General features: G+C 69.3%; 19 protein-coding genes. 9 read left to right on the top strand and 10 right to left on the bottom strand.

Going from position 1 to position 24,166, the window contains the following annotated elements:
* Positions 1 to 148: 148 nt before the first annotated feature.
* Positions 149 to 352 carry a YdcH family protein gene (locus AC5P9C_RS17880; protein WP_049470524.1) on the bottom strand — a complete coding sequence of 68 codons (204 nt, stop codon included), beginning with the start codon at positions 350 to 352 and terminating at the stop codon, positions 149 to 151.
* Between the two features lie 90 nt (positions 353 to 442).
* Here AC5P9C_RS17880 and ttcA point away from each other — a divergent pair, with 90 nt between their 5' ends.
* Genes ttcA through AC5P9C_RS17865 form a run of 3 tightly spaced genes read left to right on the top strand, consistent with a single transcriptional unit; the run spans position 443 to position 3,144 of the window.
* On the top strand, positions 443 to 1,363 hold the full coding sequence (gene ttcA, locus AC5P9C_RS17875; protein ID WP_176422035.1) for a tRNA 2-thiocytidine(32) synthetase TtcA: 921 nt from the start codon (positions 443 to 445) through the stop codon (positions 1,361 to 1,363).
* Between the two features lie 36 nt (positions 1,364 to 1,399).
* On the top strand, positions 1,400 to 2,305 hold the full coding sequence (locus tag AC5P9C_RS17870) for a recombination-associated protein RdgC (protein WP_053461785.1): 906 nt from the start codon (positions 1,400 to 1,402) through the stop codon (positions 2,303 to 2,305).
* A 59-nt stretch (positions 2,306 to 2,364) separates the two neighbouring features.
* Entirely contained in the window at positions 2,365 to 3,144 is a 780-nt protein-coding gene (locus AC5P9C_RS17865; protein ID WP_049470515.1) for a M48 family metallopeptidase, read from the top strand.
* A gap of 173 nt (positions 3,145 to 3,317) precedes the next feature.
* On the opposite strand, the gene AC5P9C_RS17860 is transcribed toward AC5P9C_RS17865, so the two are convergent.
* A complete protein-coding gene (locus tag AC5P9C_RS17860) occupies positions 3,318 to 4,184 on the bottom strand; it encodes a methylglyoxal synthase (RefSeq protein WP_053505657.1) in 867 nt (288 codons plus the stop codon).
* A gap of 167 nt (positions 4,185 to 4,351) precedes the next feature.
* Here AC5P9C_RS17860 and AC5P9C_RS17855 point away from each other — a divergent pair, with 167 nt between their 5' ends.
* A complete protein-coding gene (locus AC5P9C_RS17855) occupies positions 4,352 to 6,757 on the top strand; it encodes an ATP-binding protein (RefSeq protein ID WP_343543352.1) in 2,406 nt (801 codons plus the stop codon).
* Here AC5P9C_RS17855 and AC5P9C_RS17850 read toward each other — a convergent pair.
* From AC5P9C_RS17850 to AC5P9C_RS17840, 3 genes are all read right to left on the bottom strand, one after another.
* Positions 6,743 to 8,188: an FAD-dependent oxidoreductase gene (locus AC5P9C_RS17850; RefSeq protein WP_049470505.1), complete on the bottom strand. Its 1,446-nt coding sequence runs from the start codon at positions 8,186 to 8,188 to the stop codon at positions 6,743 to 6,745. The two genes, AC5P9C_RS17855 and AC5P9C_RS17850, sit on opposite strands and share 15 nt — an antisense overlap.
* Before the next feature lie 85 nt (positions 8,189 to 8,273).
* Positions 8,274 to 12,728 (bottom strand): glutamate synthase large subunit, encoded by a 4,455-nt coding sequence (gene gltB, locus AC5P9C_RS17845; protein WP_064237371.1) that lies wholly within the window; start codon positions 12,726 to 12,728, stop codon positions 8,274 to 8,276.
* 175 nt (positions 12,729 to 12,903) lie between these two features.
* Positions 12,904 to 13,293 (bottom strand): I78 family peptidase inhibitor, encoded by a 390-nt coding sequence (locus AC5P9C_RS17840; RefSeq protein ID WP_074725885.1) that lies wholly within the window; start codon positions 13,291 to 13,293, stop codon positions 12,904 to 12,906.
* A 111-nt stretch (positions 13,294 to 13,404) separates the two neighbouring features.
* On the opposite strand from AC5P9C_RS17840, the gene AC5P9C_RS17835 reads away from it, so the two are divergent.
* Positions 13,405 to 14,463 carry a DNA topoisomerase IB gene (locus AC5P9C_RS17835; protein ID WP_049470499.1) on the top strand — a complete coding sequence of 353 codons (1,059 nt, stop codon included), beginning with the start codon at positions 13,405 to 13,407 and terminating at the stop codon, positions 14,461 to 14,463.
* On the opposite strand, the gene AC5P9C_RS17830 is transcribed toward AC5P9C_RS17835, so the two are convergent.
* Positions 14,451 to 14,759: a hypothetical protein gene (locus tag AC5P9C_RS17830; protein WP_049470497.1), complete on the bottom strand. Its 309-nt coding sequence runs from the start codon at positions 14,757 to 14,759 to the stop codon at positions 14,451 to 14,453. The genes AC5P9C_RS17835 and AC5P9C_RS17830 overlap by 13 nt on opposite strands.
* A gap of 152 nt (positions 14,760 to 14,911) precedes the next feature.
* On the opposite strand from AC5P9C_RS17830, the gene AC5P9C_RS17825 reads away from it, so the two are divergent.
* Positions 14,912 to 15,145 carry a metallothionein gene (locus tag AC5P9C_RS17825; RefSeq protein ID WP_057493717.1) on the top strand — a complete coding sequence of 78 codons (234 nt, stop codon included), beginning with the start codon at positions 14,912 to 14,914 and terminating at the stop codon, positions 15,143 to 15,145.
* Positions 15,146 to 15,180: 35 nt separating this feature from the next.
* Entirely contained in the window at positions 15,181 to 16,293 is a 1,113-nt protein-coding gene (locus AC5P9C_RS17820) for an SDR family oxidoreductase (RefSeq protein WP_049470492.1), read from the top strand.
* 39 nt (positions 16,294 to 16,332) lie between these two features.
* Here the strand turns inward: AC5P9C_RS17820 and AC5P9C_RS17815 are convergent, their stop codons facing one another.
* Entirely contained in the window at positions 16,333 to 17,400 is a 1,068-nt protein-coding gene (locus tag AC5P9C_RS17815) for a serine hydrolase domain-containing protein (protein ID WP_074725884.1), read from the bottom strand.
* Between the two features lie 191 nt (positions 17,401 to 17,591).
* Between AC5P9C_RS17815 and AC5P9C_RS17810 the strand changes: the two genes are divergently transcribed.
* Positions 17,592 to 17,978: a BlaI/MecI/CopY family transcriptional regulator gene (locus tag AC5P9C_RS17810; RefSeq protein ID WP_053461791.1), complete on the top strand. Its 387-nt coding sequence runs from the start codon at positions 17,592 to 17,594 to the stop codon at positions 17,976 to 17,978.
* Between the two features lie 3 nt (positions 17,979 to 17,981).
* Positions 17,982 to 19,982, top strand: coding sequence for a M56 family metallopeptidase (locus AC5P9C_RS17805; RefSeq protein WP_312580544.1), 2,001 nt, complete (start codon positions 17,982 to 17,984; stop codon positions 19,980 to 19,982).
* Between the two features lie 66 nt (positions 19,983 to 20,048).
* Here AC5P9C_RS17805 and AC5P9C_RS17800 read toward each other — a convergent pair whose 3' ends face one another.
* The 3 genes from AC5P9C_RS17800 to AC5P9C_RS17790 all read right to left on the bottom strand — a co-directional run bounded on the left by AC5P9C_RS17800 (position 20,049) and on the right by AC5P9C_RS17790 (position 23,956).
* Positions 20,049 to 20,363 carry an I78 family peptidase inhibitor gene (locus AC5P9C_RS17800; protein ID WP_495205235.1) on the bottom strand — a complete coding sequence of 105 codons (315 nt, stop codon included), beginning with the start codon at positions 20,361 to 20,363 and terminating at the stop codon, positions 20,049 to 20,051.
* A gap of 66 nt (positions 20,364 to 20,429) precedes the next feature.
* The gene (locus AC5P9C_RS17795) at positions 20,430 to 21,470 is read right to left on the bottom strand and encodes a ribonuclease H-like domain-containing protein (RefSeq protein ID WP_495205234.1); all 1,041 of its coding nucleotides are present in this window, start codon (positions 21,468 to 21,470) and stop codon (positions 20,430 to 20,432) included.
* Positions 21,467 to 23,956, bottom strand: coding sequence for a DEAD/DEAH box helicase (locus AC5P9C_RS17790; RefSeq protein WP_053461795.1), 2,490 nt, complete (start codon positions 23,954 to 23,956; stop codon positions 21,467 to 21,469). Before AC5P9C_RS17790 ends, AC5P9C_RS17795 begins: the two co-directional genes overlap by 4 nt.
* Between the last annotated feature and the right edge of the window lie 210 nt (positions 23,957 to 24,166).

Raw genomic sequence — 24,166 nt, 5'->3', positions numbered from 1 at the left:
GCGGTTCAGGGAGAATCCGGCGTGGGGACCCAAGCTACTTCTCGGTCGCAAGACCTGGATCCACACGGTCGCCCACGCCGGGCTCTCGGCACCCAAGGTGCCAGATCGGCAAGAGATAAGATCCACGCCATGCGTGGATGGCCACCGCTCAGGCCGGCTCGTCAGGAATCTGCAGGCTTTCCAGCTTGGCGATGCAATCCTTCAGCTGCAGCTTGCGCCGCTTCAGGCGCTTGGCTTCCAGCTCATCCTCGCCGTTGGCGGCCATGCGGGTGATCTGTTCATCCAGCAGGCGGTGCTCGGCGCGCAGGGCAGCGAGGCGTTCGACGATCTCGGCGGGGTCGTAGGTATCCACGGCTTCGAGGATACACAGCGTTGATGACCGCCGGGAGAGGGGAATCCCGACTCCCGGCCGGGGCCGCTCCGAGCCGTTAGAATGGACCCCATGAGTGCCGTGATTTCCCTTCCCGATCCCCCGCCGCGCACCGCCCGCGATCCGCGCGTGGCCGAACGCGAGCAGCACAAGCTGGCCAAGCGCCTGCGCCGCCAGGTGGGCGAGGCGATTGCCGACTTCGGCATGATCGAGGCCGGCGACAAGGTGATGGTCTGCCTGTCCGGCGGCAAGGACAGCTACACCCTGCTCGATCTGCTGCTGCAGCTGCAGAAGAAGGCACCGGTGCCGTTCGAGCTGGTGGCGGTGAACCTGGACCAGAAGCAGCCGGGCTTTCCCGAGCACATCCTGCCGGAGTACCTGGCCGGGCTGGGCGTGCCGTACCACATCATCGAGCAGGACACCTATTCGGTGGTCAGCCGGGTCATCCCGGAAGGCAAGACCATGTGCTCGCTGTGCTCGCGCCTGCGGCGCGGCGCGCTGTACCACTACGCCGAGACCCACGGCTTCACCAAGATCGCGCTGGGCCACCATCGCGACGACAGGGTGGCCACGTTCTTCATGAACCTGTTCCACCATGCCAAGCTGGCGAGCATGCCGCCGAAGCTGCGCAGCGATGACGGCAGGCACGTGGTGATCCGGCCGCTGGCGTACGTGCGCGAGAGCGACATCGTCGAGTACGCGCAGGCACGCCGGTTCCCGATCATTCCCTGCAACCTGTGCGGCAGCCAGGAGAACCTGCAGCGCCGCCAGGTCGGCCTGATGCTGAAGCAGTGGGAAAAGGACCACCCGGGCCGCATCGAGCAGATCGCGCGTGCCCTGGGCGACGTCCGGCCCTCGCAGCTGGCCGACAGCACGCTGTTCGACTTCATGTCGCTGGGCCGTGGCGACGACGCGCCACTGCCCGACGCCCATGCCTGGCTGGCCGGTACCCCGGCTGACGCCGACGCAGATCCCGAGACGCCCGCCGTTTAAGGTCGGTCGCCCTTCCTCTTTGTCATCCGGAATTCCATGTTCTTTCGCAACCTGACGTTCTTCCGTTTCCCGACCACGACCGATTTTTCCGAAGTCGACACCCTGCTGCCGCATGCCGTGCTCAAGCCCGTGGGCGCGCTGGAAATGAACTCGCGTGGCTTCATCTCGCCGTTTGGCCGCGAGGAGAAGGAACTGCTGTCGCACCGCATCGCCGAACACCTGTGGCTGACCGTGGGCGGCGAGGACAAGATCCTGCCGGCGGCGGTGGTCAACGACCTGCTCGAGCGCAAGCTGGAGGAGATCGAGGAGAAGGAAGGCCGCCGCCCCGGTGGCCGCGAGCGCAAGCGCATGAAGGACGACCTGCTGCATGAACTGCTGCCGCGCGCCTTTGTGAAGTCCTCGCGCAACGACGCCTTCATCGACCTGCAGCACGGCTACGTCGCGGTGGATACCTCCAGCCGCAAGACCGGCGAGTACTTCATGTCCGACATCCGCGGCCTGCTCGGCAGCTTCCCGGCGATGCCGCTGAACGCTGAAGTCGCGCCGCGTTCGATCCTGACCGGCTGGATCGCCGGTGAGCCGCTGCCGACCGGGCTGAGCCTGGGCGAAGAGTGCGAGATGAAGGATCCGGTCGAAGGCGGTGCGGTGGTCAAGTGCCAGCACCAGGAACTGCGCTGCGACGAGATCGACAAGCACCTGGACGCGGGCAAGCAGGTGACCAAGCTGGCGCTGATCTTCGAGGACAACCTGTCGTTCGTGATCGGCGACGACCTGATCGTGCGCAAGCTGAAGTTCCTCGACGGTGCCCTGGACCAGCTGGAGCATGCCGACGAAGACGGCCGCCGCGCCGAGTTCGACGCCCGCTTCGCCCTGCAGAGCGCCGAGATCCGCCGCCTGTTCCTGTTGCTGGAAGACGCGTTCAAGCTCAGCAAGGCTGACTGAACACGCACCTCATGGGCCGTCGGTCATCCGGCGGCCCGAAGCAGCGCTATGCTGGGTGCATGAGCCGTCTGCTGCGCCGCCTGATCAGCCCGACCCCGCCCGCCACCGTGCAGCGCGACACCGTTCGCCTGCGCCTGGAGGATGCCGAGATCGAGGTACTGCGCGTGCGCGATCCGCGGGCACGCCGGATCAAGTTGAGCGTGGACGAGCGTGGCGCACGCCTGACCCTGCCGCCGCGGGCCAGCCTGGTGATGGGCGAGCGCTTCCTGGAGCAGCACCGCGACTGGCTGGCGCTGCAGCTGCGCCAGTACCAGGGCCAGGGCCTGCCGGCCCCGCTGCAGCCGGGCGAAGCCGGCGTGCTGCCCCTGCGCGGCGAACTGCTGCCGCTGCGCTGGCAGGAAGGCCGCTACGCGCGGCTGGAGATCGATGAGCACGGCGCCTGCGTGCAGTGGCCGACCCGGGGCGGCGATGCCACCCTGCGCCGCCTGCTGCGCGAGTTCTACGAAGCCCAGACCCGCGCCGATGTCGGCCGCTGGCTGCCCAGGTACCTGCCCACCCTGCCACGCGCACCCAGCCGCCTGCGGCTGAAGGTGATGTCCTCGCAATGGGGCTCGCTCGCCCCCGATGGCAGCATGGCACTGGACCTGGCACTGGTGCTGGGCCGCCCCGAAGCGTTCGAGTACGTGCTGGTGCACGAACTCTGCCACCTGATCCAGCCCAATCACTCGCCGGCGTTCTGGCATGAAGTGGAACAACGCTTCCCGGACTGGCGGCAACAGCGCGACTACTTCCAGCTCGAAGGGCGACGCCTGAAGGCGATGTTGCGACAACTGCTGTAGCGCCAGCGCTACAGCAGTTGCCCACGCATTCTTCGTCTACCCCCGCCTTCGGCGCGCCCCTTCAACAGACGGGGCTTTCCTCCATCCCTCCCGGCCAACCTATGACGGCAGTCGACCAACAGTCGACGCTACCCCGTGTCAGCCACGAGGGGCTCAGCCGTTGGCCGGAACCCTTATCCCGCGCGCAACGCCGCCGCTGTCGCCCAGCGCGCCGCCACCCGCGGTGCGGTGATGCACACCGCCTGGTCGGTCACCGTGGTCACCGCGCGCTCCAGCAGCTGGATGTCGGCCTCGTGCTGGCGCGCCACATGCGGGTCCTCGAAGAAGATCGCGCGCTGGCAGCGGCCCTCCAGCACGCGATCGGCAATCTGCGCGTCGCCACCCATCGGGCCACTCTGGTACCGCGTCACCCACGGCGTATCGCTGGGCCACCCCCGGCTCCACGCCAGCTCGTTCAGGCGTTGGCCGGTGGTGCCGGTGGCAACGCGCTGGCCAAAGCGTGCCAGCACATCGAAGTGTTCATCGGCAAAGGCCAGCATCGCCGGCTTCATTGCATCATGCGCGATCAGCGCCAGTGTCTGTTCCTGGAACGCATGCAGGTCGTCGGCACCGGCATCGGCCGCCAGCCCGGCGTGGATGCGCTCCACTTCGATCCAGTCGCGCGCGGTGGCCACGGTTGAGATGAACGGCTTGCCGTGGATCACACACTGCCGCTTGAGCGCAGTGGCTTCCGGAAACACCGAGGAAGGATCGACCGGGTCGATCAGGTAGATCGCACCGTCCAGGGTGCGCTCCGGTCCCATGCCGACCACTTCGGCCACCAGCTTCATCAAGCCACCTTCGCGGCCGTAGGGATAGCGGTGCAGGCCGTCGTACCCGGCCAGGAAGCCCTGCCGCGCGATGGCATCGTGGGTGCGTCCGACCGCATGCAGTGACACCCCCAGCTCCCGCAGGCCCGCCTCGCTGGCACGCAGCCAGCGGAACAGCGCAGCGCGTGCATCGTGGTGATGGAGACGGTTGGCGGCCAGGCCGATACGCATCGAGCGCTCCGTAGGGACGGGTAGAAGCGGCAGTGTATGTCGCCATCCGCCGATGCGGATGTTTTTCCAATTTTTCTCATTGTGGCGGAAGCCTGCCCCGCTAGCGTGGCTGGCAGCGGTACCGCTGCGCGGCCGTGGTTCCTGCCCGCGAAATGAGGACGCCTACCGTGAATGCCGCCGGCCGCCGCGCCGTCGCCGCTGTCATGACAATGCTGCTGCCCGGCGTCGCCACTGCGTCCAGCTGCACAAGCCCGTTGCAGGTGGCATGGCGCTCCGATCGGCCGCCGCTGTCCTACAGCGTGCAGGGCGACCTTGCGGGATTGGCTGCAGACTATTTGCCGCTGCTGGGCGAGCCGGCGGCGACGGATGCCAGGCCGCTGGCTGCTGCGGCGCTCACCGAGGGCCAGGTGCCGGCCGGCACCCAGGTGCTGTTGGGGTGGCCGCAGGCGCAGCTCCCCGCCGGATGGGTGGCCAGCAGGGCCTACCTGGAGGTGCCACAGGTGATCGTGCGGCGCGAGAGCGCGGCAGCCGTGCTGGGGCTGGAGGACCTGCGTGGGCGCAGCGTGGCCAGTCCGGACCGGCTACCGCTGGAGGCACTGCTGGCCGAGCAGGCCCCGGGCGCGCAGCTGCTGGCCCCTGCGCCGCTGGACCATGCGCTGTCACTGCTGCGCGCCGGGCTGGTCGATGCCGTGATCGCCAATCTTGCTGAAGTCGAAGCCGCGCTCCGTGCCGGGCCGGGTGACCCGCTGGTGATCGCGGCACCGGCGGGCTTCGGCGATGCCCTGGTGGTGGCAGCGGTGCCGGCCTGTGCCGGGGTGATCGCTGCCTTCGACCGGCAGTTGCGGCAGGAGGACGACGCGCATCGCGCATCCGGGCACAGCGCGTGGCGGCCGGAGCGGCCACGGGCACAACCCGCCGGCGCGACGCTGCGTTGGCTGGTGCCGGCGTCGCTGGTCCTGCTCGCGCTCGCGCTGGTCCATGCCTTCGGCTATTGGCGCGTGCATCGTGAGAGCACCCGCCGGCGCGTGCTGGAGCAGCGCTTGCAGGAGGTCACCGCGAACCTGCCGGCGGTGGTCTACCAGGCCCGCCGCTCGGCGACCGGGCACTACAGCCTGACCCAGATCGCCGGTGATGTGCAGGCGCTGTTCGGGGTGAGCGTGGAGACCGCGCGGATCGATCACTTCCAGCTGCTGGCCGCCGTCCATCCCGACGACCGCAGCCGGGTGATGGCCCGCATCGAAGCTGCCGCGTTGGCGCGCGGCCCGATCGACGTCACCTTCCGCACCCGGTCGGCGCAGGGCTGGCGCTGGGTCCGCTCGCAGGGGCGCCCGTTGCCGTGCGATGACAGCAGCGTGGAGTGGAGTGGTTACTGGATGGACGTCAGCGAAGCACAGGCGCGGGCGACGGCGCTGGCCGATGCACGCCGCGCAGCCGAGCAGGCGGCGCTGGCCAAGAGCCATTTCCTGGCGACCATGAGCCACGAGATCCGCACGCCGATGAGCACCCTGCTGGGCATGCTGGAGCGGTTGGCGGGCGGGCCGCTCGACGCGGGCCAGCAGCAGGTGCTGGGCACGGTGGCGGATGCGGCGCAGATGCTGCGGCAGATCCTCGACGACGTGCTGCACAGCCAGCGCCTGCAACCCGCCCCGCTGCAGCTGCGCCCGACCGACCTGGCGGCGATGGTGCGGGCGGTGCAGCAGCTGCTGGCGCCGGTCGCGAGCAGCCGGGGCCTGCAACTGCACAGCGAGATCGACCCGGCATTGCAGGCCTGGTCGCTGGCCGATGGGCTGCGCCTGCGGCAGGTCCTGTTCAACCTGGCCGGCAATGCACTCAAGTTCACCCTGCAGGGGTGCGTGGTGTTGCAGGTCCGCGTGCTGCAGCAGCGCGAGGGCGGCCAGCAGCTGCGCCTGCAGGTGACCGACACCGGCGTGGGCATCAGCGTGGAACGGCAACAGGCGGTGTTTGCCGCCTACGAGCAGGCCGAGGCGTCGACCACGCGCCGTTTCGGCGGCAGTGGCCTGGGGCTGTCGATCTGCCGCGAGCTGGCGACGTCGATGGGCGGGCGCCTCCACCTGCGCAGCGTGCCCGGCAAGGGCACCACCGTGTGGCTGGAGCTGGACCTGGCGGCCTGTGCGGCCCCCGCGGCGGGACCGGCGACGGCACGGGCCGCGCAACGACCGCTGCCACCGGCGCGGGTGCTGGTGGCCGAGGATCATCCGACCAACCTGCAGTTGCTGGCACAACGCCTGTGCGAGCTGGGCCTGCAGGTGCACGCCTGCGGCGACGGCCTGCAGGCCTGGGAGGCCTGGCAGGGGCAGCCGTTCGACCTGGTGATCACCGACTGCCACATGCCGCACATGGATGGCTTCGCGCTGGCCCGGGCGATCCGGAGCGACGCCTGCGCCACCCGTGCGCGGGTCCCGATCATTGCGCTGACCGCCAGCGTGCTGGAGCGCACCCGTGAGGCCTGCCGTGATGCGGGCATCGACCATTTCCTGGCCAAGCCGCTGGAGGCGCGCGAACTGCGCGCGCTGCTGGACGCGTTGCTGCTGCCGGACTCAGTGCGCCAGTAGGCGGACGATGCTGGCAGCGGCGTCGCGACCTTCGGCCACGGCGGTCACCACCAGATCGGCACCGCGCACCGCATCGCCACCGGCGAACAGGCGCGGGTGCGCGGTCTGGAACGGCAGACGGTCCTTGCCACCGGCGAGGATGCGGCCGTTGGACTGGGCTTCCACGCCCAGTTCGGCCAGCCACGCCGGCACGCTGGGCGAGAAGCCGAAGGCGATGATCACCACGTCCGCCTCCAGCAGCGATTCACTGCCTTCGATCGGTACGGCGTTCTGGCGGCCATTGGCATCGGGTTCGCCCAGCCGCGTTTCGACCACGGTCACGCCGATCACTTCGTCGTCGGCGCCGGCCTCGATCGACAGCGGCTGCCGGTTGAACAGGAAGCGCACGCCTTCTTCGCGCGCATTGGCCACTTCGCGCGCGCTGCCGGGCATGTTGGCTTCGTCGCGGCGGTAGGCACAGGTGACCTTGGCCGCGCCCAGGCGCACGGCGCTGCGTACGCAGTCCATGCCGGTATCACCGCCACCGAGCACCACCACGCGCTTGCCGTTGAGGTCGGGCAGGGCGATGGTGTCTTCCCAGCCGGCAATCGGCCGTCCCTTCGGGTCATCGCCGCCGACGATGCGGCTGTTCTGCACCAGGAACGGCAGTGCCGGCAGCACGCCCTTCAGGTCCTGGCCGTCGAGGCCACCGTCGGTGTAACGGTAGGCACCGGTACCGACGAACACGGCATCGTGGGTGTCCAGCAGCTGCTGCACGCTAAGGTCGCGGCCGATCTCCACGCCGAGGCGGAACTGCACGCCCATGCCCTCCAGCACTTCGCGGCGCCGGTGGATCACGTCCTTGTCCAGCTTGAAGCTGGGAATGCCGAACTGCAGCAGGCCGCCGATCTGCTCGTAGCGGTCGTAGACCACCGCGGCAATGCCGGCGCGGGCCAGGCGATCGGCGCAGGCCAGGCCGGCGGGGCCGGCCCCGATCACCGCAACGCTGTGGCCGGTCGGCCGTACCGCGCCCAGGTCCGGGCGCCAGCCACTGGCCAGGGCGGTATCGACGATGTACTTCTCCACCGCGCCGATGGTGACCGCGCCGAATTCCTCCAGCGTGCAGCTGCCTTCGCACAGCCGGTCCTGCGGGCAGACCCGGCCGCAGACTTCCGGCAGCGGGTTGGTGCTGTGGCACAGCGTGGCGGCCTCGTGGATGCGGTTCTCCTGCACCAGCTGCAGCCACTGCGGAATGGCGTTGTGCACCGGGCACTTCCAGCTGCAGTACGGGTTGCCGCAGTCCAGGCAGCGGCCGGCCTGGTACTGCGCGTCTTCCTTGCCGAACTTTCCGTACAGCTCGCCCCAGTCGCCGGAGGTGCGCAGTTCCACCGGAATGCGCTGCGGCATGGTGCGGGGCAGGTCGAGGAACTGGAAGGCGTGCTTGCGGCTCATGGCGGGCTCTGTGGTGTTTTGCGGTTGCCGGCCAGCGGCCGGCACTACGTGATCCTGGGTTGCCGGCCAGCGGCCGGCACTACCGTTACGCGGCGCGGCGCAGCGTTTCGGTCAGCGACTCGATGCTGGCGGCCTTCGGTTTGACCAGCCAGAACTTGCCGATGTAATCGCGGAACTCGTCCAGGATCTGCTGTGCCCAGATGCTGCCGGTCAGCTCGCGGTGGCGGCCGATCAGGCGGTGCAGGTGCTGGCGATAGTTCTCGAAGCCTTCGGCGGACACGCGATGGATGTCGATCAGCTCGTGGTTGTAGCGGTCGACGAAGTCGCGGTCGACGTCCAGCACGTAGGCCAGGCCGCCGGTGAAGCCGGCACCGAAGTTCAGGCCGACCTTGCCCAGCACCAGCACCACGCCATCGGTCATGTACTCGCAGCAATGGTCACCGGCCCCTTCGACCACCGCCAGCGCACCGGAATTGCGCACCGCGAAGCGTTCGCCGGCACGACCGGCAGCGAACAGTTCACCGCCGGTGGCGCCGTACAGGCAGGTGTTGCCGATGATGGCGGTGCTGCGTGCCTCGAAACGCGCGCCCCGCGGCGGCCGCACCACCAGCCGGCCGCCGGCCATGCCCTTGCCGACGTAATCGTTGGCTTCGCCTTCCACTTCCAGGTGCAGGCCGCCGACATTGAAGGCGCCGAAGCTCTGCCCGGCGCTGCCGCGGAAGCGCAGTTCCAGCGGCGTGTCGGCCATGCCCTGGTTGCCGTGCGCGCGTGCCACCGCGCCGGCCAGGCGGGTGCCGATGCTGCGGTCGGTGTTGTGGATCAGGAAGCGATGCTCGCCGCCGCGCTTGTGCTCGATGGCCGGGGCCAGCAGGCCATCCATCTGCGTGGCCAGGCTGTCCGGCGATTCGTACAGGCGCTGCGCGGCGCAGTGGCTGCCTTCATAGCGGCTGTCGGCCAGCAGGCGCGACAGGTCCACGCGGACGCCGTCACGCGGCGCGGCCTCGATCTGCCGCAGCAGGTCGGTGCGGCCGACGATCTCTTCCAGCGAACGCGCGCCCAGGTAGGACAGCCAGCCACGCACTTCTTCGGCCAGCAGCCGGAAGAAGTTCTCCACGCGCTCCGGCTGGCCGGTGAAGTGGTTCTCGCGCAGGCGTTCGTCCTGGGTGGCCACGCCGGTGGCGCAGTTGTTGAGGTGGCAGATGCGCAGGTACTTGCAGCCCAGCACGATCATCGGCGCCGTGCCGAAGCCGAAGCTGTCCGCGCCCAGCAGCGCGGCCTTGACCACGTCCAGGCCGGTCTTCAGCCCGCCATCGGTCTGCAGCAGGGTGCGCCCGCGCAGGTCGTTGGCCAGCAGCGCCTGGTGCGCTTCGGCCACGCCCAGTTCCCACGGCACGCCGGCATAGCGGATCGAGCTGACCGGCGACGCGCCGGTGCCACCGTCATGGCCGGAAATGGTGATCAGGTCCGCACCGGCCTTGACCACGCCGGCGGCGATCGTACCCACGCCGGCATGGCTGACCAGTTTCACCGACACCAGCGCGGTCGGGTTGACCTGCTTGAGGTCGTAGATCAGCTGCGCCAGGTCTTCGATGGAATAGATGTCGTGGTGCGGCGGCGGCGAGATCAGGCCGATGCCGGGGCGTGCGTAGCGCAGCCGTGCGATCAGTTCGTTGACCTTGTGGCCGGGCAGCTGGCCGCCTTCGCCGGGCTTGGCGCCCTGGGCGACCTTGATCTGCAGCACCTCGGCATTGACCAGGTACTCGGCGGTCACGCCGAAGCGCCCGGACGCCACCTGCTTGATCTTGCTGCGGCGCTGCGTGCCGTAGCGTGCCGGGTCTTCGCCGCCTTCGCCGGAATTGCTGCGGCCGCCCAGGCGGTTCATGGCAATGGCCAGCGCTTCATGCGCTTCCGGCGACAGGGCGCCGAGGCTGATCGCCGCGGTATCGAAGCGCGGGAACAGTGCGCTGGCCGGGGCGACCTCGTCCAGCGGTACCGGCACGGCGGCCGGTACCAGTTCCAGCAGGTCACGCAGTGCCGAGGGCGGGCGCGCATGCACCGCATCGCAATACTGCTGCCACGCACGCGGGTCACCGCTGCGCGCCGCGCGCTGCAGGGTGGTGACCACGTCCGGGTTGTACATGTGGTATTCGCCGCCGTGCACGTACTTCAGCAGGCCACCGACATCGACATCCTGCTGCGCGTCCCAGGCCTGCGCGCACAGCTCGCGCGCATCGGCGTCCAGGCGTGCGAAGCCGGCGCCGCCGATGCGCGAGGCGGTATCCGGGAAGCACAGGTCCACCACTTCCGGTTCCAGGCCGATGATCTCGAACAGCTGCGCGCCGCGGTAGCTGGCCACGGTGCAGATGCCCATCTTCGAGATGATCTTCGACAGGCCCTTGTAGACGCCCTTGCGGTAGCGGCGGCCGATCTGCGACTGCTCACCGCCCTTGCTGAGCTTGAGGATGCCGCGACGGCCGAGGTCGAACAGGGTCTGATAGGCCAGGTACGGATATACCGCGGTGGCACCGAAGCCGAGCAGGCAGGCCATGTGGTGCGGATCGCGCGCGGTGCCGGTCTCGACGATCAGGTTGACGTCGCAGCGCAAGCCCAGCCGCGACAGGTGGTGGTGGATGGCGCTGGTGGCGAGCAGGGCATGCACCATCGGGCGTCCGGCCACCGGGTAGCGGTCGGACAGCAGCAACATCACCATGCCATCGCGCGCGGCCTGTTCGGCCTCGGCACAGATGCGCTCGATGCCGGCGCGCAGGCCCTCGTCTTCGCTGTAGGACAGATCGAGCAGGCGGTTGGCCTGCACGTACTGGTCCATCTTCAGCAGCTGGCGCAGCTTGCGCTGGCTCAGCACCGGCGAATTGAGGATGACGTGGTTCACCGTCTCCGGGCCGGCATGGAAGATGTTGGTCTCCTTGCCGAGCTGGGTGGACAGGGACATCGCGCAGTCTTCGCGCAGCGGATCGATCGGCGGGTTGGTGACCTGCGCGAAGGCCTGGCGGAAATAGTCGTACAGCGGGCGGCTGCGCTGGCTCAGCACCGCCATCGGCGTGTCGTCGCCCATCGAGCCGGTGGCTTCCTGCTCGGTCTCGGCCAGCGGCCGCAGCACCTGCTCCACTTCCTCGCTGCTGAGCTGGTACAGCTTGTGGTAGCTGCGCAGGGTGGCTTCGTCGAACGGCTCTTCCACCAGCGACGGGTCGATCAGTTCGGTCTGCAGGTAGGTCACGCCCTGCTGCAGCCACTGCTTGTAGGGCGCGCGGCCGCGGTTGATGCGGTCCACCGCATCGGAGTCGAGCAGATCGCCGCGCTTGAGGTCGATCGCGATCATCTCGCCGGGGCCGAGCTTGCCCTTGCGCACCACCCGCTCGGTGGGCACTTCCCACACGCCCGCTTCAGAGGCAACCAGGAAGTGGCGGTCGGCGGTCAGCATCCAGCGCGCCGGGCGCAGGCCGTTGCGGTCGAGGGTGCAGACGGCGTAGCGGCTGTCGCAGGCAACGATGCCGGCCGGGCCATCCCACGGCTCGCTGTTCAGACCGTGGAACTCGTAGAACGCGGCCAGGTCCGGGTCCTTGAACTCCAGCGACTGGGTGGCCGGCGGCACCAGGATGCGCAGCGCCTGGATCAGCTCCATGCCACCGGCGACCATCAGTTCCAGCATGTTGTCCAGGCTCTGCGAGTCCGAGCCGTGCATGGAGATCACCGGGTCGAATTCGGCGATGTCAAAGCGCGGCGTCTTCCACACCTTGCTGCGCGCCTGGGCCCAGCGGCGGTTGCCTTCGATGGTGTTGATCTCGCCATTGTGGGCGAGCATCCGGAACGGGTGGGCAAGCGGCCAGCGCGGCAGCGTGTTGGTCGAGAAGCGCTGGTGGAACACGATCGCGCTGGAGGCCAGCTCGCGCCGCTGCAGGTCCGGATAGAAGCGGCTGAGCTTGTCCGGCAGCACCATGCCCTTGTAGCTGATCGCATCGGGGGTGAGGGTGGTGACGTAGAAATCAGCGTGATCGCGCAGCTGCTGTTCGCTGCGGCGGCGGGCCAGGAACAGCGCCAGCGCGAAGCCGGCATCGTCCTGGCCGACGCCGGCATCGACGAACACCTGCTCGATGCGCGGCAGGGTGTCACGCGCCAGCTGGCCGCAGACGCTGTCATCGGTCGGCACTTCGCGCCAGCCGGCGACCCGGCAGCCGACCGCTTCGACCTGCGCCTGCAGCTGGGTGCGGCAGGCATGGGCGGCATCGGCGTCGTGGGGCAGGAACACCAGGCCGGCAGCAAAGCGTGCGGAGACGGCGATGCCGGCTTCGCTGGCCAGCAGTTTCAGGAACGCGTCGGGGCGGCGCAGCAGCAGGCCGCAGCCATCGCCGGTCAGGCCATCGGCGGCAACACCGCCACGGTGGGTCATGCGCGACAGCGCGGCGATGGCGGTATCGACCAGCAGGCGCGAAGGTTGATCGTCGAGCTGGGCGACCATGCCAAAGCCACAGGCATCGCGCTCGGAGCGCGGGTCGTAAAGCCCTTGGCGGTTGCGGGGGGCCATCTCTACCTCGATGCGGGATGAATTGAACGGGGACACTCAAGCCCGCCCAATCCCTGGAGCGCATCGTGAGGCCACCGGATGCCTCGACTAGATCACAGGTTGCTGCAACGCCGCAATACACGGTTGCAGGTGCAACGGAACGCGCCGGCAACCCCGTGCCGGCGCGGGGTCGGCCTCAGCCGCAGCGCACGCCGCTGACCAGGCCCTTGTCGTCCACTTCGACGTTCAGGCGGTCGCCAAGGAACTCCATCGTGGCCACGTCGTTGGGCTTCATCACGCGCAGCTGGTGGGCACCGGCATCTTCCTGCGCCTGCTTGCCCAGCGCGTCGGCATAGGCCTGGCCGACCAGGCTCTGCACCTGGCTGGCATCGCAGGTGCCGACCGGCGGTGCCTCGGTGGCCTTGCCGGCTTCGTCGGCCGGTGCCTTGGCCGCTTCGGCCGCCTGCTGCGCATGGGCCGTGGCCGAATCCTGTTCATCCAGCGCCGGAGCCTGGCAGGCGGTCAGGGCCAGTACGGCCGGCAGCAGCAGGGCGGAGAGCGAACGGGCGCGAATCGGGAACGACATCATGACTCCGGAAGGGATTGTGAAAACCCGAGCATAGCGGCGATCCGACCCTCACGTGTTTGTCTTCTGTTATCGACAGGATCGCGGCATCGCGACGGCGACACTGTGGTCATGCCAACCCCCTCTTCCCCCGAACGACAGGCCGCGCGCGCGGCCGGCCTGCGCTATGTCGATGACACCCAGCCGGGCATCAGCCGGCGCCGCGCCGGCCAGGGCTTCAGCTACCGCGACGCGGACGGTCACGTGGTCCGCGATGCGGCCACCCTGCAGCGCATCCGCGCACTGGCCATTCCACCGGCCTACACCGCCGTGTGGATCTGCGCCCACGCCAACGGCCACCTGCAGGCCACCGGCCGCGATGCGCGCGGGCGCAAGCAGTACCGTTACCACGCCGACTGGGCGAAAGAGCGCGACGCCGGCAAGTTCGACCGCATCATCGCCTTTGGCGACGCCCTGCCCACGCTGCGGCGACGGCTGTCGCGGGACCTGAAGCGTCCAGGGTTTCCGCGCGAAAAGGTGCTGGCGATGGTGGTCGCACTGCTGGCCGACACGCTGGTGCGGGTCGGCAATGAAACCTATGCCCAGCAGAACCGTTCATTCGGGCTGACCACCCTGCGCAACCGCCATCTGGAGCTGTTGCGGGGTGGGCGGGTGCGCATGCGTTTCCGAGGCAAGTCCGGCCAGCTGCAGGAAGTGACCGTGGGTGATCGCCGGCTGGGGCTGCTGGTGCGGCGCCTGCAGCAGCTGCCGGGCCAGGCGCTGTTCCAGTACCGCGACGATGAAGGTGCGCTGCAGCCGGTGGATTCGGGTGCAGTGAACGATTATCTGCGCGAAGTGATGGGCGAAGATTTCACGGCCAAGGATTTCCGCACCTGGGGCGGCACCGTGGCCGCAGTGCAGGCGTTTGCCGCCACCGAGCTGCCGGAACCGGCCAGCCAGCGTGCGTTGGCGCAGGCACAGCGCAGCGTGGTGTGCCAGGTCGCGGCGCGGTTGGGCAACACACCGGCCGTGTGCCGCAAGGCCTACATCGACCCGTGCGTGTTTGCCGGCTGGGAGCGCGGTGAACTGGCGGCGCTGGCCGGCCTGCGTGGGCCGCGCCAGTGGGAGCAGGCCACCCTGCGCGTACTGCGCAGGGCGCGCCGGCTCAGCCGCCGTCGTCAGCCGCAATAGATCGCGACGATGTTGTTGGTCCGGCCTTTCTCGATGGTCAGGCGGTCGCCGCCTTCACTGGCCGGTGGTACCCGCGGGCCGTCATGGCGCAGCACGCGCACCTGCAGGCTGTCGCTGTCCACGCGTGCGCGGGCCACGGTGGCGTCCGAAGCGGCCAGGCCCACGGCGCCACGCACCTTGTCGCTGTGGCACTGGCCGGAAATCACGCCATCGATCGGCTGTACCTGTGCGACCGGCGTACTGCTGCAGGCGGTGACGGCGAAAGTGAGTACGGCCACGCTGAATGCGCGCATCATGGTCCTGCTCCGTGGTGATCGGGTCGACAGCGTGCCGGGCGCTGCGTGGTGACGGCATGAATGGCCTGCACGCGCGCGACACAGGGCATTCACCGTCGGCGACATCGGCGATGGCCACACTGACGTTTCTTTCCACACCACGGAGGCGCGAGATGGCCACCTGTGATGTCTGCGGTAACGACTACGACAAGAGCTTCACCCTGCAGCAGGGCGGGCGCAGCGGCACGTTTGACTCGTTCGAGTGCGCGATCCATGCCTTCGCCCCGCACTGCGCGCACTGCGACTGCGCGGTGATCGGCCACGGCGTCGAAGGCGACGGCCGGATCTTCTGCTGTGCGCACTGTGCCAGCCACGCCGGCGTGCAGGGCGTGGCCGACCGCGCCTGAGCAGCCCCCATTCCCATCTGACTGAAGGAGACCCCATGGCCACGAGCAAGAAGGTGCCCGCCCGCCGCAAGGCATCCCCCAAGGTACGCAAGGGTGCGAAGGCGCCGGCTGCGGAAACGGCTGCAGGCACTGCGCGTACGCGGGTGGTGAAGACCGCAACGCGCAAGGCCGCCGCCGGTGATCCCCGTGCCGCCCGCGTTGCCGCCCGGCAGCGGCGCCTGCAGGACCAGGAAAAGGCCAAGGACGCCCGCGCGGCCAAGAAGGCCACGAAAAAGACCGCCACCCAGGCCGGCGCACGCCGCCAGCCGGAGGCCATGCCGGCCCAGCAGCTGGCAAAGCCGGGGCACGAACACGAACTGGCGCTGGCGCCGCGCTTCCTCGCGCCGGACTACACCGGCAGCGGCAAGCTGCAGGGCATGCGCGCGATCGTCACGGGCGGTGATTCCGGCATCGGCCGCGCGGTGGCCGTGCTGTTCGCACGCGAAGGCGCCGATGTGGCGGTCCTGCACCTGGACGAGGCCGAAGATGCCGACCTCACCCGCCAGCACGTGGAGCGCGAAGGCGGCCGCTGTGTGGTGATCGCCGGTGACGTGCGCGACCCGCGCTTCTGCAACAAGGCGGTGAAGCAGGTGGCCAAGGCCTTCGGTGGCATCGACATCCTGGTCAACAACGCCGCGTTCCAGCTGCACTGCGAGCGGCTGGAGGATCTGGAAGACGCGCACCTGCAGGAGACGCTGCAGACCAACATCGGCGGCTACATCCAGATGGCGCGTGCGGTACTGCCGCACATGGGCGAGGGCGCCAGCATCATCAACACCGGTTCGGAAACCGGACTCTTCGGCAGCAAGGCGCTGATCGATTACTCGGCCACCAAGGGCGCGATCCATGCGTTCACCAAGGCCCTGGCCAGCCAGCTGCTGCCACGTGGCATCCGGGTCAACTGCGTGGCACCCGGTCCGGTGTGGACGCCGTTGAATCCGGCTGACAAGCAGGCTGAAGACGTAGCGGAATTCGGCAAGGACAGTGACATGGGCCGGCCCGCACAGCCCGAGGAACTGTCACCGGCCTATGTGTTCCTGGCGTCGCCAGCCTGTGCCAGCTACATCAGCGGGGTGATCCTGCCGGTGATGGGCGGGCCGCGTGGGTGAACAGGCACTGCCGGTAGCGCCGGCCGCTGGCCGGCCGCCTCAGGGCACGGTCACCGCAGGCGCATAAAGATCGGCAATGCGTGGAATGAACTGCTGCGGATTGGCACCGACAAGATTGGTCAGCACCACCACTGCCACGCCGCGCTCGGGATAGACCACGAAGGCCGAGCGGGCACCGCCGATGCCGGCGACCTGCAGGTCCGGTGTGTCCTGCAGCACGGGCCAGCCGGCGGCCCAGGGGCCGGCACGGCCATCGGCCAGACGCTCGGCCGACCACATGCGTGCACGCGCGGCGTCGTCCAGCAGGCCGCCTTCGGTCAGCGCGACCAGCCAGCGCGCGGTGTCGTCGGCGGTGGTGAGGATGCCGCCACCGGCCCACAGCGAAGGCGGTATGTCATAGAACCAGTGCGACAGGCGCGACGGCGCATCCGCCGCGTCGGTGGCACGCGGGGCCAGGCTGTACATCGTCGCTACCTCCGGAATCAGGTCATAGCTGTCGCCGAAGGTGGTGCGCGCCATGCGTGCACTGCTGAACTGGCCGGTGGCCAGGAAGCGTTCGTAGGGCATGCCGGATAGCTGCGCGATGATCCTGGCCAGCAGCACGTAGTTGGTCTGGTTGTAGGCAAAACGCTGCCCCGGGGCGGCTTCGACAGGGCGCGCGGTGACTGCCGCCCATGCCTGTGCCTCGGAGCCACCGCCAAGCAGTCCGTTCGCATCAAGGATGTCCGGAAGGCCTGAGGTATGCGCCAGCAACTGGCGCACGCGTACGTCTTTCCACGCAGGTGGAAGATCATCCAGGTAGCGCGACGCCGGCGCGTCCAGATCCAGCTGCCCCCGCTGTGCCAACTGTGCGGCGGCCACGCCGGTGAACGCCTTGGTGGCCGAATTGAGCGGGAAGCGGGTATCGCGCGAGGCGGGCACGCCGTTCTCGACGTTGGCCAGGCCATAGGCCTCTGACAGCACGATCTGTCCCTGCTTGACCACGGCGACCTGCAAGCCGGGGATGCGCTGTTCCAGCATGACCTGGCGGATCAGGCGGCGGGTCTGGTCGTTGGCCGGGTCGTGGCTGGCAGAGATGGCAGCGAAGGGCAGTGCACTGATGAGCATGAGCAGCACTCGGAGCGTGGGACGGAACATGCGGCATTCCACTGGGACGTTGCGGATCGGATGCAGACGGCGCGTCAAAGGTTTAAGTGCGCGGTGGTGCCTACCGTTCGTCGGCCCATGACTTCCGGGGGGTTGACTACAGTTGTCGTCACAGAGAAAGTGACGACACGTGTAGTCAAGGGAGTGGTGTCATGCGTGGCAAGACGATCGGGGACCAGGAACTGGCCCTGCTGCAGTACATCGATGAACATGCGCCGGCCACGGTCGGCGAGGTCGCCAGTGGCTACGGCGAGGCCCGCGGCCTGGCCCGTTCGACCGTGCTGACGATGATGGAGCGGCTGCGGGCGAAGGGGTATCTTCAGCGCCACCAGCAGGACGGCGTCTACCGCTACCAGGCCACCCGTGGCCCGCAGAGCGTGCTGCAGGGCGCCGTGGCCCAGTTCGTCGACAACACCCTGCAGGGCTCGGTGTCGCCGTTCGTGGCCTACCTGTCGCAGCGCCAGCAGGTCAGCGACAACGAACTGGCCGAGCTGGAAGCGCTGGTGGCCCAACTCCAATCGCGTCGCCACGAGGGCTGAGCCATGGACACCACGATGCTGATCCCGTTGTTGGAACGGCTGGGCTGGACCAGCCTGCAGACTGTGTTGCTGGTGGCCCTGGTGTATGGCGTGTGCCGCGCGCTGCCGTCACTGTCGGCGGCGACCCGCTGCCGCCTGTGGTGGCTGGTATCGCTGCAGGCCGTGCTTGGCCTGTTCTGGAGCCAGCCGCTGCAGCTGGCCTGGCTGCCCGCACCGCAGGCGGTGGCGATGACCGCAACCGATGCGGCCGCCGACGTGGTCTATCCGCTGGCCCCGGAAGCCTCGGCACAGCTGCTGGCTGCGATGCCCACGGCTGCGGCGGACATGCCGGCCATGGCGTGGTGGGCGGTGGCACTGGCCGGCCTGTGGATGTCGGGCGTGCTGCTGATGGCCCTGCGCACCTTCGGTGAATGGCGTCGCTGCCGCGCGTTGCTGGCGGCGGCGTATCCCTGCACGGACGAGGCGCTGGTAGCCGCGTTGCAGCTGGCGTCCGATGCACACGGCGTGCGCCCTGCGCCGCGGCTGTGGATGAGCAGGCAGGTGGACGCACCGCAGCTGGTCGGTCCGTTCCGCCCGGTGCTGCTGCTGCCGGCGGGCGACAACGCCCTGCAGGGCGACGCGCTGGACCTGGCACTGACCCACGAACTGCAGCACCTGCAGCGCCGTGACCTGCAATGGGGCCTGCTGCCCGCGCTGGCCCAGCATCTGTTCTTCTTCCACCCGTTGCTGCGCCTGTCGGTGCGCGAATACGCGCAGGCCCGCGAGGAAGCCGTGGATGCGGCCGTGGTGGGCCAGCAGGGTGCCAGCCGCCAGGCCTATGGCCGCCTGCTGCTGCAGCTGGGCGTTGCGCCGCAGCCACACCTGGGCGTGGCCAGTGCCGCGCCGGACGCCACCAGCCTCAAGCGCCGCCTGCTGTCGCTGCAGCCGCGCCGGGCCTGCCCGCGCGTTCTGGCGATGGCGCTGACGGCCGTGGTGGTCCTGGTGGGCGTGGCGCCGATGCGCCTGGTCGCGGCCCCGGTGCCGCCAACTCCGCCCGCGCCGCCGACGGCACCGAAGGTGGCTGTGCCGCCACCGCCGAAGGCTCCCAAGGCCCCGGCCGCACCGCCATCGGCCGCGGGTGTGCCGGCGGCGCCTGCAGCACCGGCTGCACCGGAGGCGCCTGCAGCACCGGCCGAACCCGCTGATACGACCGGGCCCGACGATGCCGACGTGGCCGATTTCGACGCCGCCGCCGGCATGGCCGAAGACCCCCAGGGAACGACTTCGACGGCCTCATCCATCACCACCTATGGCCGCCTGGACCTGGGCAGGTCGCCGCCGCAGGCCTTCGTGCTGGTCGATGGTGATTCGACCTTCGCCAACGGCGGTATGGATGACGTGACGGTGGCCCGCCGGCAGCTCGGCAAGGGCCCGGCGTTGTGGTTCCGCCAGGGCGACAAGCGCTACGTGGTGCGCGATCCGATGATGATCCAGAGCCTGCAGCGTGCCTACAGTGGCGCGGTGGATCTGGGCCGCCAGCAGCGCGAACTCGGCCGTCAGCAGAGTGCGCTGGGCCGCCGGCAGGGTGAACTCGGCAGGCAGATGGGCGAGATGGGCCGCCTGCAGGGCGAGGAGGCGCGACGCATCGCCTTGGCGGCCGCCGAGGCCGCGCGCAGTGCGATGGCCGCGCATGACATCAACCGCGAAGCGGCGGCCGAGGCGGCGAAGGCGGCGCGGGGCGCGACCCGCGATTCGTCCATTGCACGTGAGGCCGCGCGTGAGGCCGCAGCACAGGCACGTCGTGCCATGCAGGACGTGGACAACGAAAGCGCGCGTGCCAGCCACACCCGCGACATCCAGCGGCTGGCCAGCCAGCAGTCTGAACTGGCCAGCCGTCAGGCGGCGCTGGGCAGCCAGCAGGCCGCGCTTGGCGAGCGCCAGGCCCGCGTGCATGCGCAGGCGTCGCAGCAGGCACAGCAGGTGATCGCGCGCGCACTGGCCAGCGGCAAGGCCGAGCGTCTCTGACTGGTAGTGCCGGCCGCTGGCCGGCAATGTGGGGCGCCGGCCAGTGGCCGGCACCCACCGGGTCGATCAACCGCAGCTGGCGCGTTCGATGCGGTTCTGCGCGTCCACCTGCACGGTGACGCGGTCCTGGCGGAAGTCCATGGTCACCGCCATGCCCGGCTTGACCACCCGTGCGCCGCGCGCGCCGCTGTCAGCCACCAGTTTCCTGATCGTGGCCTCGTCGGCGGTCTTGCCGGTGAAGGCGTCCAGCGCCTCGGGTCTGCATTCGTGCCCGGCATCGGCCACGGGCACCGGCGCAGGATCGTGGGCGGTGCTGCCGCCGGCGTGACTGCAGGCGGCCAAGGGCAGGATGGCGAGCAGGACAAGGGGACTGGGACGCATCGTCGGGCTCCAGGCGTGGATGGTGCCGGCAGTGTCACCGCTGCCACCGTCAGGGCATGTCAACGCCTACTGCCCGACCAGCGCCAGCGTCTCGCGTTCGCGCTGTTCCTCGCGTACCAGCCGCTGCAACAGCAGGGCCAGGGTCACCACGTCCCGGTGGTTGTGGTCGGCCACCCGCCGCAGGTTCACCGCGTCGCCGCCGCGCAGGAAGCGCAACCAGGCACCAGGCGCCTCCGAGCCCGGCAGGTCGTCCTCGCGCACGACGCGCAGCAGCTGGCGTTCGATGGTGGACAGCTTGCAGTTCTCCCAGCGGCCGCGGTAACGGCGGCGCGTGGGGTAGAGCAGGTCGACGTGGTCCAGTGCACTGATCGGGTCGGGCTGGCGGGCCAGCCGATAGCGCGCCTTCAGCAGCGGCGCATCGTAGCTGCGGCCGTTGTAGCTGCAGAACACGGTGGACGGCTGCAGCCAGCCGGCGAAGGTGGCCAGCATGGCGTCCTCGGCGGCCATCGTGGCCATCAGCAGCTGGCGGATGCGCAGGCCCTCGCCGCGCTGCGGGCACACGTGCCAGTCGGCCGCGCCGATCATGAAGGCGCGGGTGCCGGTGCCACCGGCCAGCCCGGTGGTCTCGGTATCGAAGAACAGCAGATCGCGCGCGGCCACGTGCTGGTCCTCGCGCCTGGCGAAGGCCAGTGACAACGGGGCGGCCGGGATCGGCTGCGGTTGCAGCGATTCGACCAGGAACAGGCCCGGTGCGATCTCATCCCCCGGTAGCTGGCGATCCTGTGCGCTGGCGCGTGCCGGCGTGGCGGAACCGCGCGCGCGCAGGCCGAGCAGGCGATGCAGGCTTCCCACCTCCGGCCGCCGCAGCGTTGCCGGCGCCGGCGCCGGTGCCGGTGCCGGGGCACAGGCCGCAGTGCCGGTCGGCTTGTGGCGGATCTCCTGTTCGACCCAGGCGAACACCGAGCGCTCGACCGGCGGCTGTCGCGCATCGTTGGCGGCCCGCGGTGCCGCAGGTGCAGCGGGAGCGTCCGGTGCCGCCGGTACGGCGGCTTTCGGGTCGCCGGCCTGCTTCCGCAGCAGGCGCAGCTTGTCCAGGCTCAGGCTCACGGTGCCAGCAACTCCATCGGCTCGCGCGTGGTCACCACCACGTCGCGCACGTACTGGCAGGCTTCGGCATCGAACAGGTCCAGCACGCGCAGCGCCAGCGCCCGCGGCGAGGTCTCATCGTCCTCCTGTGCGGCCAGCACCGGGCCGACACAGGCCGGGCAGCCGGCCTTGCAGTCGCAGCGCTGGACCAGTTCGCGCGCGCGCTGCACCAGCTCGGCCTGGCGCTGCCAGAGCGGTTCGCTGAGGCCGACGCCGCCGGGGAAGTTGTCGTACAGATAGACCGTGGGTACGAACTCCTGCAGCAGCTCCACCCCGCCAGGATCGCCTTCGCTGCCGCGCAGCTGGCCACGGCCGCTCTGGTCGGCGATGGCGAACCAGGAACCATCGCCGTTGCCGACCGACTTCTGCAGGTCGCGCGCATCGGCCATCACCGCCACGGTGGCGACGATGTGCAGCGCATACGCCGCACCGAGGAAGCCATCGAGCGCATCCTGCTTGCTGGCGAACGCGCGCAGCAGCAGGGCCTGCGGCAACTGCCACCAGACCGCGGTGGTGTGCAGTTCCTGGTCGGGCAGATTCACCGGGCCATAACCGATGTTCTCGTGGGTGTAGTAGCGGATCTTCTTGTAGCCGGCCACGCGACGCACCACGTGCACTTCGCCATGGTGCGAATCGCCACGGCCGGCCACGCCGCCGTCGAAGCGGTCCAGCACCTTGAGCCGGGTGAAGTCGATGCTGTCGGTGTAGTAGTCCACGTGGGTGCGGGTGACGTAGGCCTTGCGGCCCTCCCAGTCCAGCGTTTCCACCTGGTAGGGCGTGGACTGCACCATGTGGATGGCGCCCTCGTACAGGGTGAGCGCGGCGGCGGAATAATCGACCTCGGCGATGATCTGCTGGCGGCCATCGCTGCGGTCGACCACCACGAAGTTGCCGTCGGCGACCGCGCGCAGGCTGACCGCGTTGGCCGGGTAGCTGTCGGCGATCCATTCCCAGCGTTCGCCTTCGCGGTGGAGGACCTCGGTTTCGGCCAGCGCTTCCAGGAACACTTCCGGGTCGATCGGGCCGAAGCCATCGCCGACCCGGAACGGCAGCTCGAACGCGGCGCAGCGGATGTGGTCGAACAGGATCAGCGGCTGGTCCGGCGCGATGCGCGCATGTTCGGGCGAGGCTTCGGCAAAGAAATCCGGATGCCGCACCACGTACTGGTCCAGTGGCTGCGAGCTGGCCACCATCACCCCCAGCGCCGGCTGCTGGCGACGGCCGGCACGGCCGAAGCGCTGCCAGGTGGCGGCCACGCTGCCGGGGTAGCCGTTGAGGATGACCACGTCCAGGCTGCCGATATCCACCCCCAGCTCCAGCGCCGAGGTGCTGACGATGCCGTCGATGTTGCCGGCGCGCATCGCCCGCTCGGTCTCGCGGCGTTCGGTGGGCAGGTAGCCGCCGCGGTAGGCACGGATGCGCGGCGGCTTGCGCGGGTCGTGGTCGAAGATGTCCTTCAGGTACTTGGTCAGCACTTCGACCATCAGCCGTGTCTGCGCGAACACCAGCGTCTTCAACCCGGACTTGATCGCGATGCGCGCGATGCGGTTGCTCTGCGAGCGCGCTGAAGCGCGCAGGCCCAGGTCCGGATTGATCACCGGCGGGTTCCACAGCAGCACCTGCTTCGGCCCGCTGGGTGCGCCGGATTCGGTGATGGCGGTGACCGGCGCCTCGATCAACGCCTCGGCATGCGCCTGCGGGTTGCCGATGGTGGCCGAGCACAGGATGAACTGCGGTTGCACGCCGTAGAACGCGCAGATGCGCTTGAGCCGGCGCAGCACGTTGGTGACATGGCTGCCGAACACGCCGCGGTAGGTATGCACCTCGTCGATGACGATGTAGCGCAGGTTCTCGAAGAACTGCGCCCACTTGGTGTGATGCGGCAGGATCGCCTGGTGCAGCATGTCCGGGTTGGACACCACGATGTCGCCATGCAGGCGAATCGCCTGCCGTGCATCACCCGGGGTATCGCCATCGAAGGTGAAGGCCTTCACGCCCAGGTCGCCGGCACGGTTGAGTTCCAGCAGCTCGGCCACCTGGTCCTGGGCCAGCGCCTTGGTCGGGAACAGGTACAGCGCCTTGGCCTTGTCCTGCATGGCCGCGCTGACCACCGGCAAGGTGTAGCACAACGACTTGCCGCTGGCGGTGGGGGTGACGATGGCCACGTGCTCGCCGCGCTGGCTGGCCTCCCAGGCCTCGGCCTGGTGGCTGTAGAGCTGCTCGATGCCGCGTGCCTGCAGCGCCGCGGCCAGCGCCGGCGGTACCGAGGCGGGAAGCGGCGCATAGCGGCCTTCGCGGCCGGGAATGGCGAAGCTGCCGGTGATGCGGTCCTGGTAGCGACGCTGCAGGCGCGCGCTGAGCAGTGCGCCATCGCGGGCCGGCAGGCCATCGCGGGTGGCGAGCTTCTGCTCCGCATCGGCGGTGCGCTTGGCGAGTTCGTAGACCATGGAAAGTGGAGCCGGGACGTTTTACGAGGGGTCACATGGCACCACATCCACGTCTCAGGATGTGAGACACCGCCTGCGCGGCCGTGAACCGTTCAGTGCCTTTGCCGGATGGCATCGCTGCATCTCCCCTGGCTGAACAGCTGCCGATGCAGCAACGAATTCTGAAGCCGGCATCCGTATCCTTGGGTGCTGGACGCAACCAACAGGGTG

This window comes from Stenotrophomonas sp. YJH_SMC_10 (assembly GCF_059371555.1).
Note: the sequence above shows the minus strand (reverse complement) of the source record. Positions and strands in the feature narration are given on the sequence as shown.

Excerpts from the sequence above, each read along its gene's own strand:
- AC5P9C_RS17870 (WP_053461785.1), top strand. The coding sequence starts at position 1,400 with ATGTTCTTTCGCAACCTGACGTTCTTCCGTTTCCCGACCACGACCGAT.
- AC5P9C_RS17835 (WP_049470499.1), top strand. The coding sequence starts at position 13,405 with ATGCCAACCCCCTCTTCCCCCGAACGACAGGCCGCGCGCGCGGCCGGC.
- AC5P9C_RS17840 (WP_074725885.1), bottom strand. The coding sequence starts at position 13,293 with ATGTCGTTCCCGATTCGCGCCCGTTCGCTCTCCGCCCTGCTGCTGCCG.
- AC5P9C_RS17830 (WP_049470497.1), bottom strand. The coding sequence starts at position 14,759 with ATGATGCGCGCATTCAGCGTGGCCGTACTCACTTTCGCCGTCACCGCC.
- AC5P9C_RS17865 (WP_049470515.1), top strand. The coding sequence starts at position 2,365 with ATGAGCCGTCTGCTGCGCCGCCTGATCAGCCCGACCCCGCCCGCCACC.
- AC5P9C_RS17810 (WP_053461791.1), top strand. The coding sequence starts at position 17,592 with ATGCGTGGCAAGACGATCGGGGACCAGGAACTGGCCCTGCTGCAGTAC.
- AC5P9C_RS17790 (WP_053461795.1), bottom strand. The coding sequence starts at position 23,956 with ATGGTCTACGAACTCGCCAAGCGCACCGCCGATGCGGAGCAGAAGCTC.
- AC5P9C_RS17805 (WP_312580544.1), top strand. The coding sequence starts at position 17,982 with ATGGACACCACGATGCTGATCCCGTTGTTGGAACGGCTGGGCTGGACC.
- AC5P9C_RS17815 (WP_074725884.1), bottom strand. The coding sequence starts at position 17,400 with ATGCTCATCAGTGCACTGCCCTTCGCTGCCATCTCTGCCAGCCACGAC.
- AC5P9C_RS17800 (WP_495205235.1), bottom strand. The coding sequence starts at position 20,363 with ATGCGTCCCAGTCCCCTTGTCCTGCTCGCCATCCTGCCCTTGGCCGCC.
- AC5P9C_RS17820 (WP_049470492.1), top strand. The coding sequence starts at position 15,181 with ATGGCCACGAGCAAGAAGGTGCCCGCCCGCCGCAAGGCATCCCCCAAG.
- gltB (WP_064237371.1), bottom strand. The coding sequence starts at position 12,728 with ATGGCCCCCCGCAACCGCCAAGGGCTTTACGACCCGCGCTCCGAGCGC.
- AC5P9C_RS17825 (WP_057493717.1), top strand. The coding sequence starts at position 14,912 with ATGGCCACCTGTGATGTCTGCGGTAACGACTACGACAAGAGCTTCACC.
- AC5P9C_RS17860 (WP_053505657.1), bottom strand. The coding sequence starts at position 4,184 with ATGCGTATCGGCCTGGCCGCCAACCGTCTCCATCACCACGATGCACGC.
- AC5P9C_RS17850 (WP_049470505.1), bottom strand. The coding sequence starts at position 8,188 with ATGAGCCGCAAGCACGCCTTCCAGTTCCTCGACCTGCCCCGCACCATG.
- ttcA (WP_176422035.1), top strand. The coding sequence starts at position 443 with ATGAGTGCCGTGATTTCCCTTCCCGATCCCCCGCCGCGCACCGCCCGC.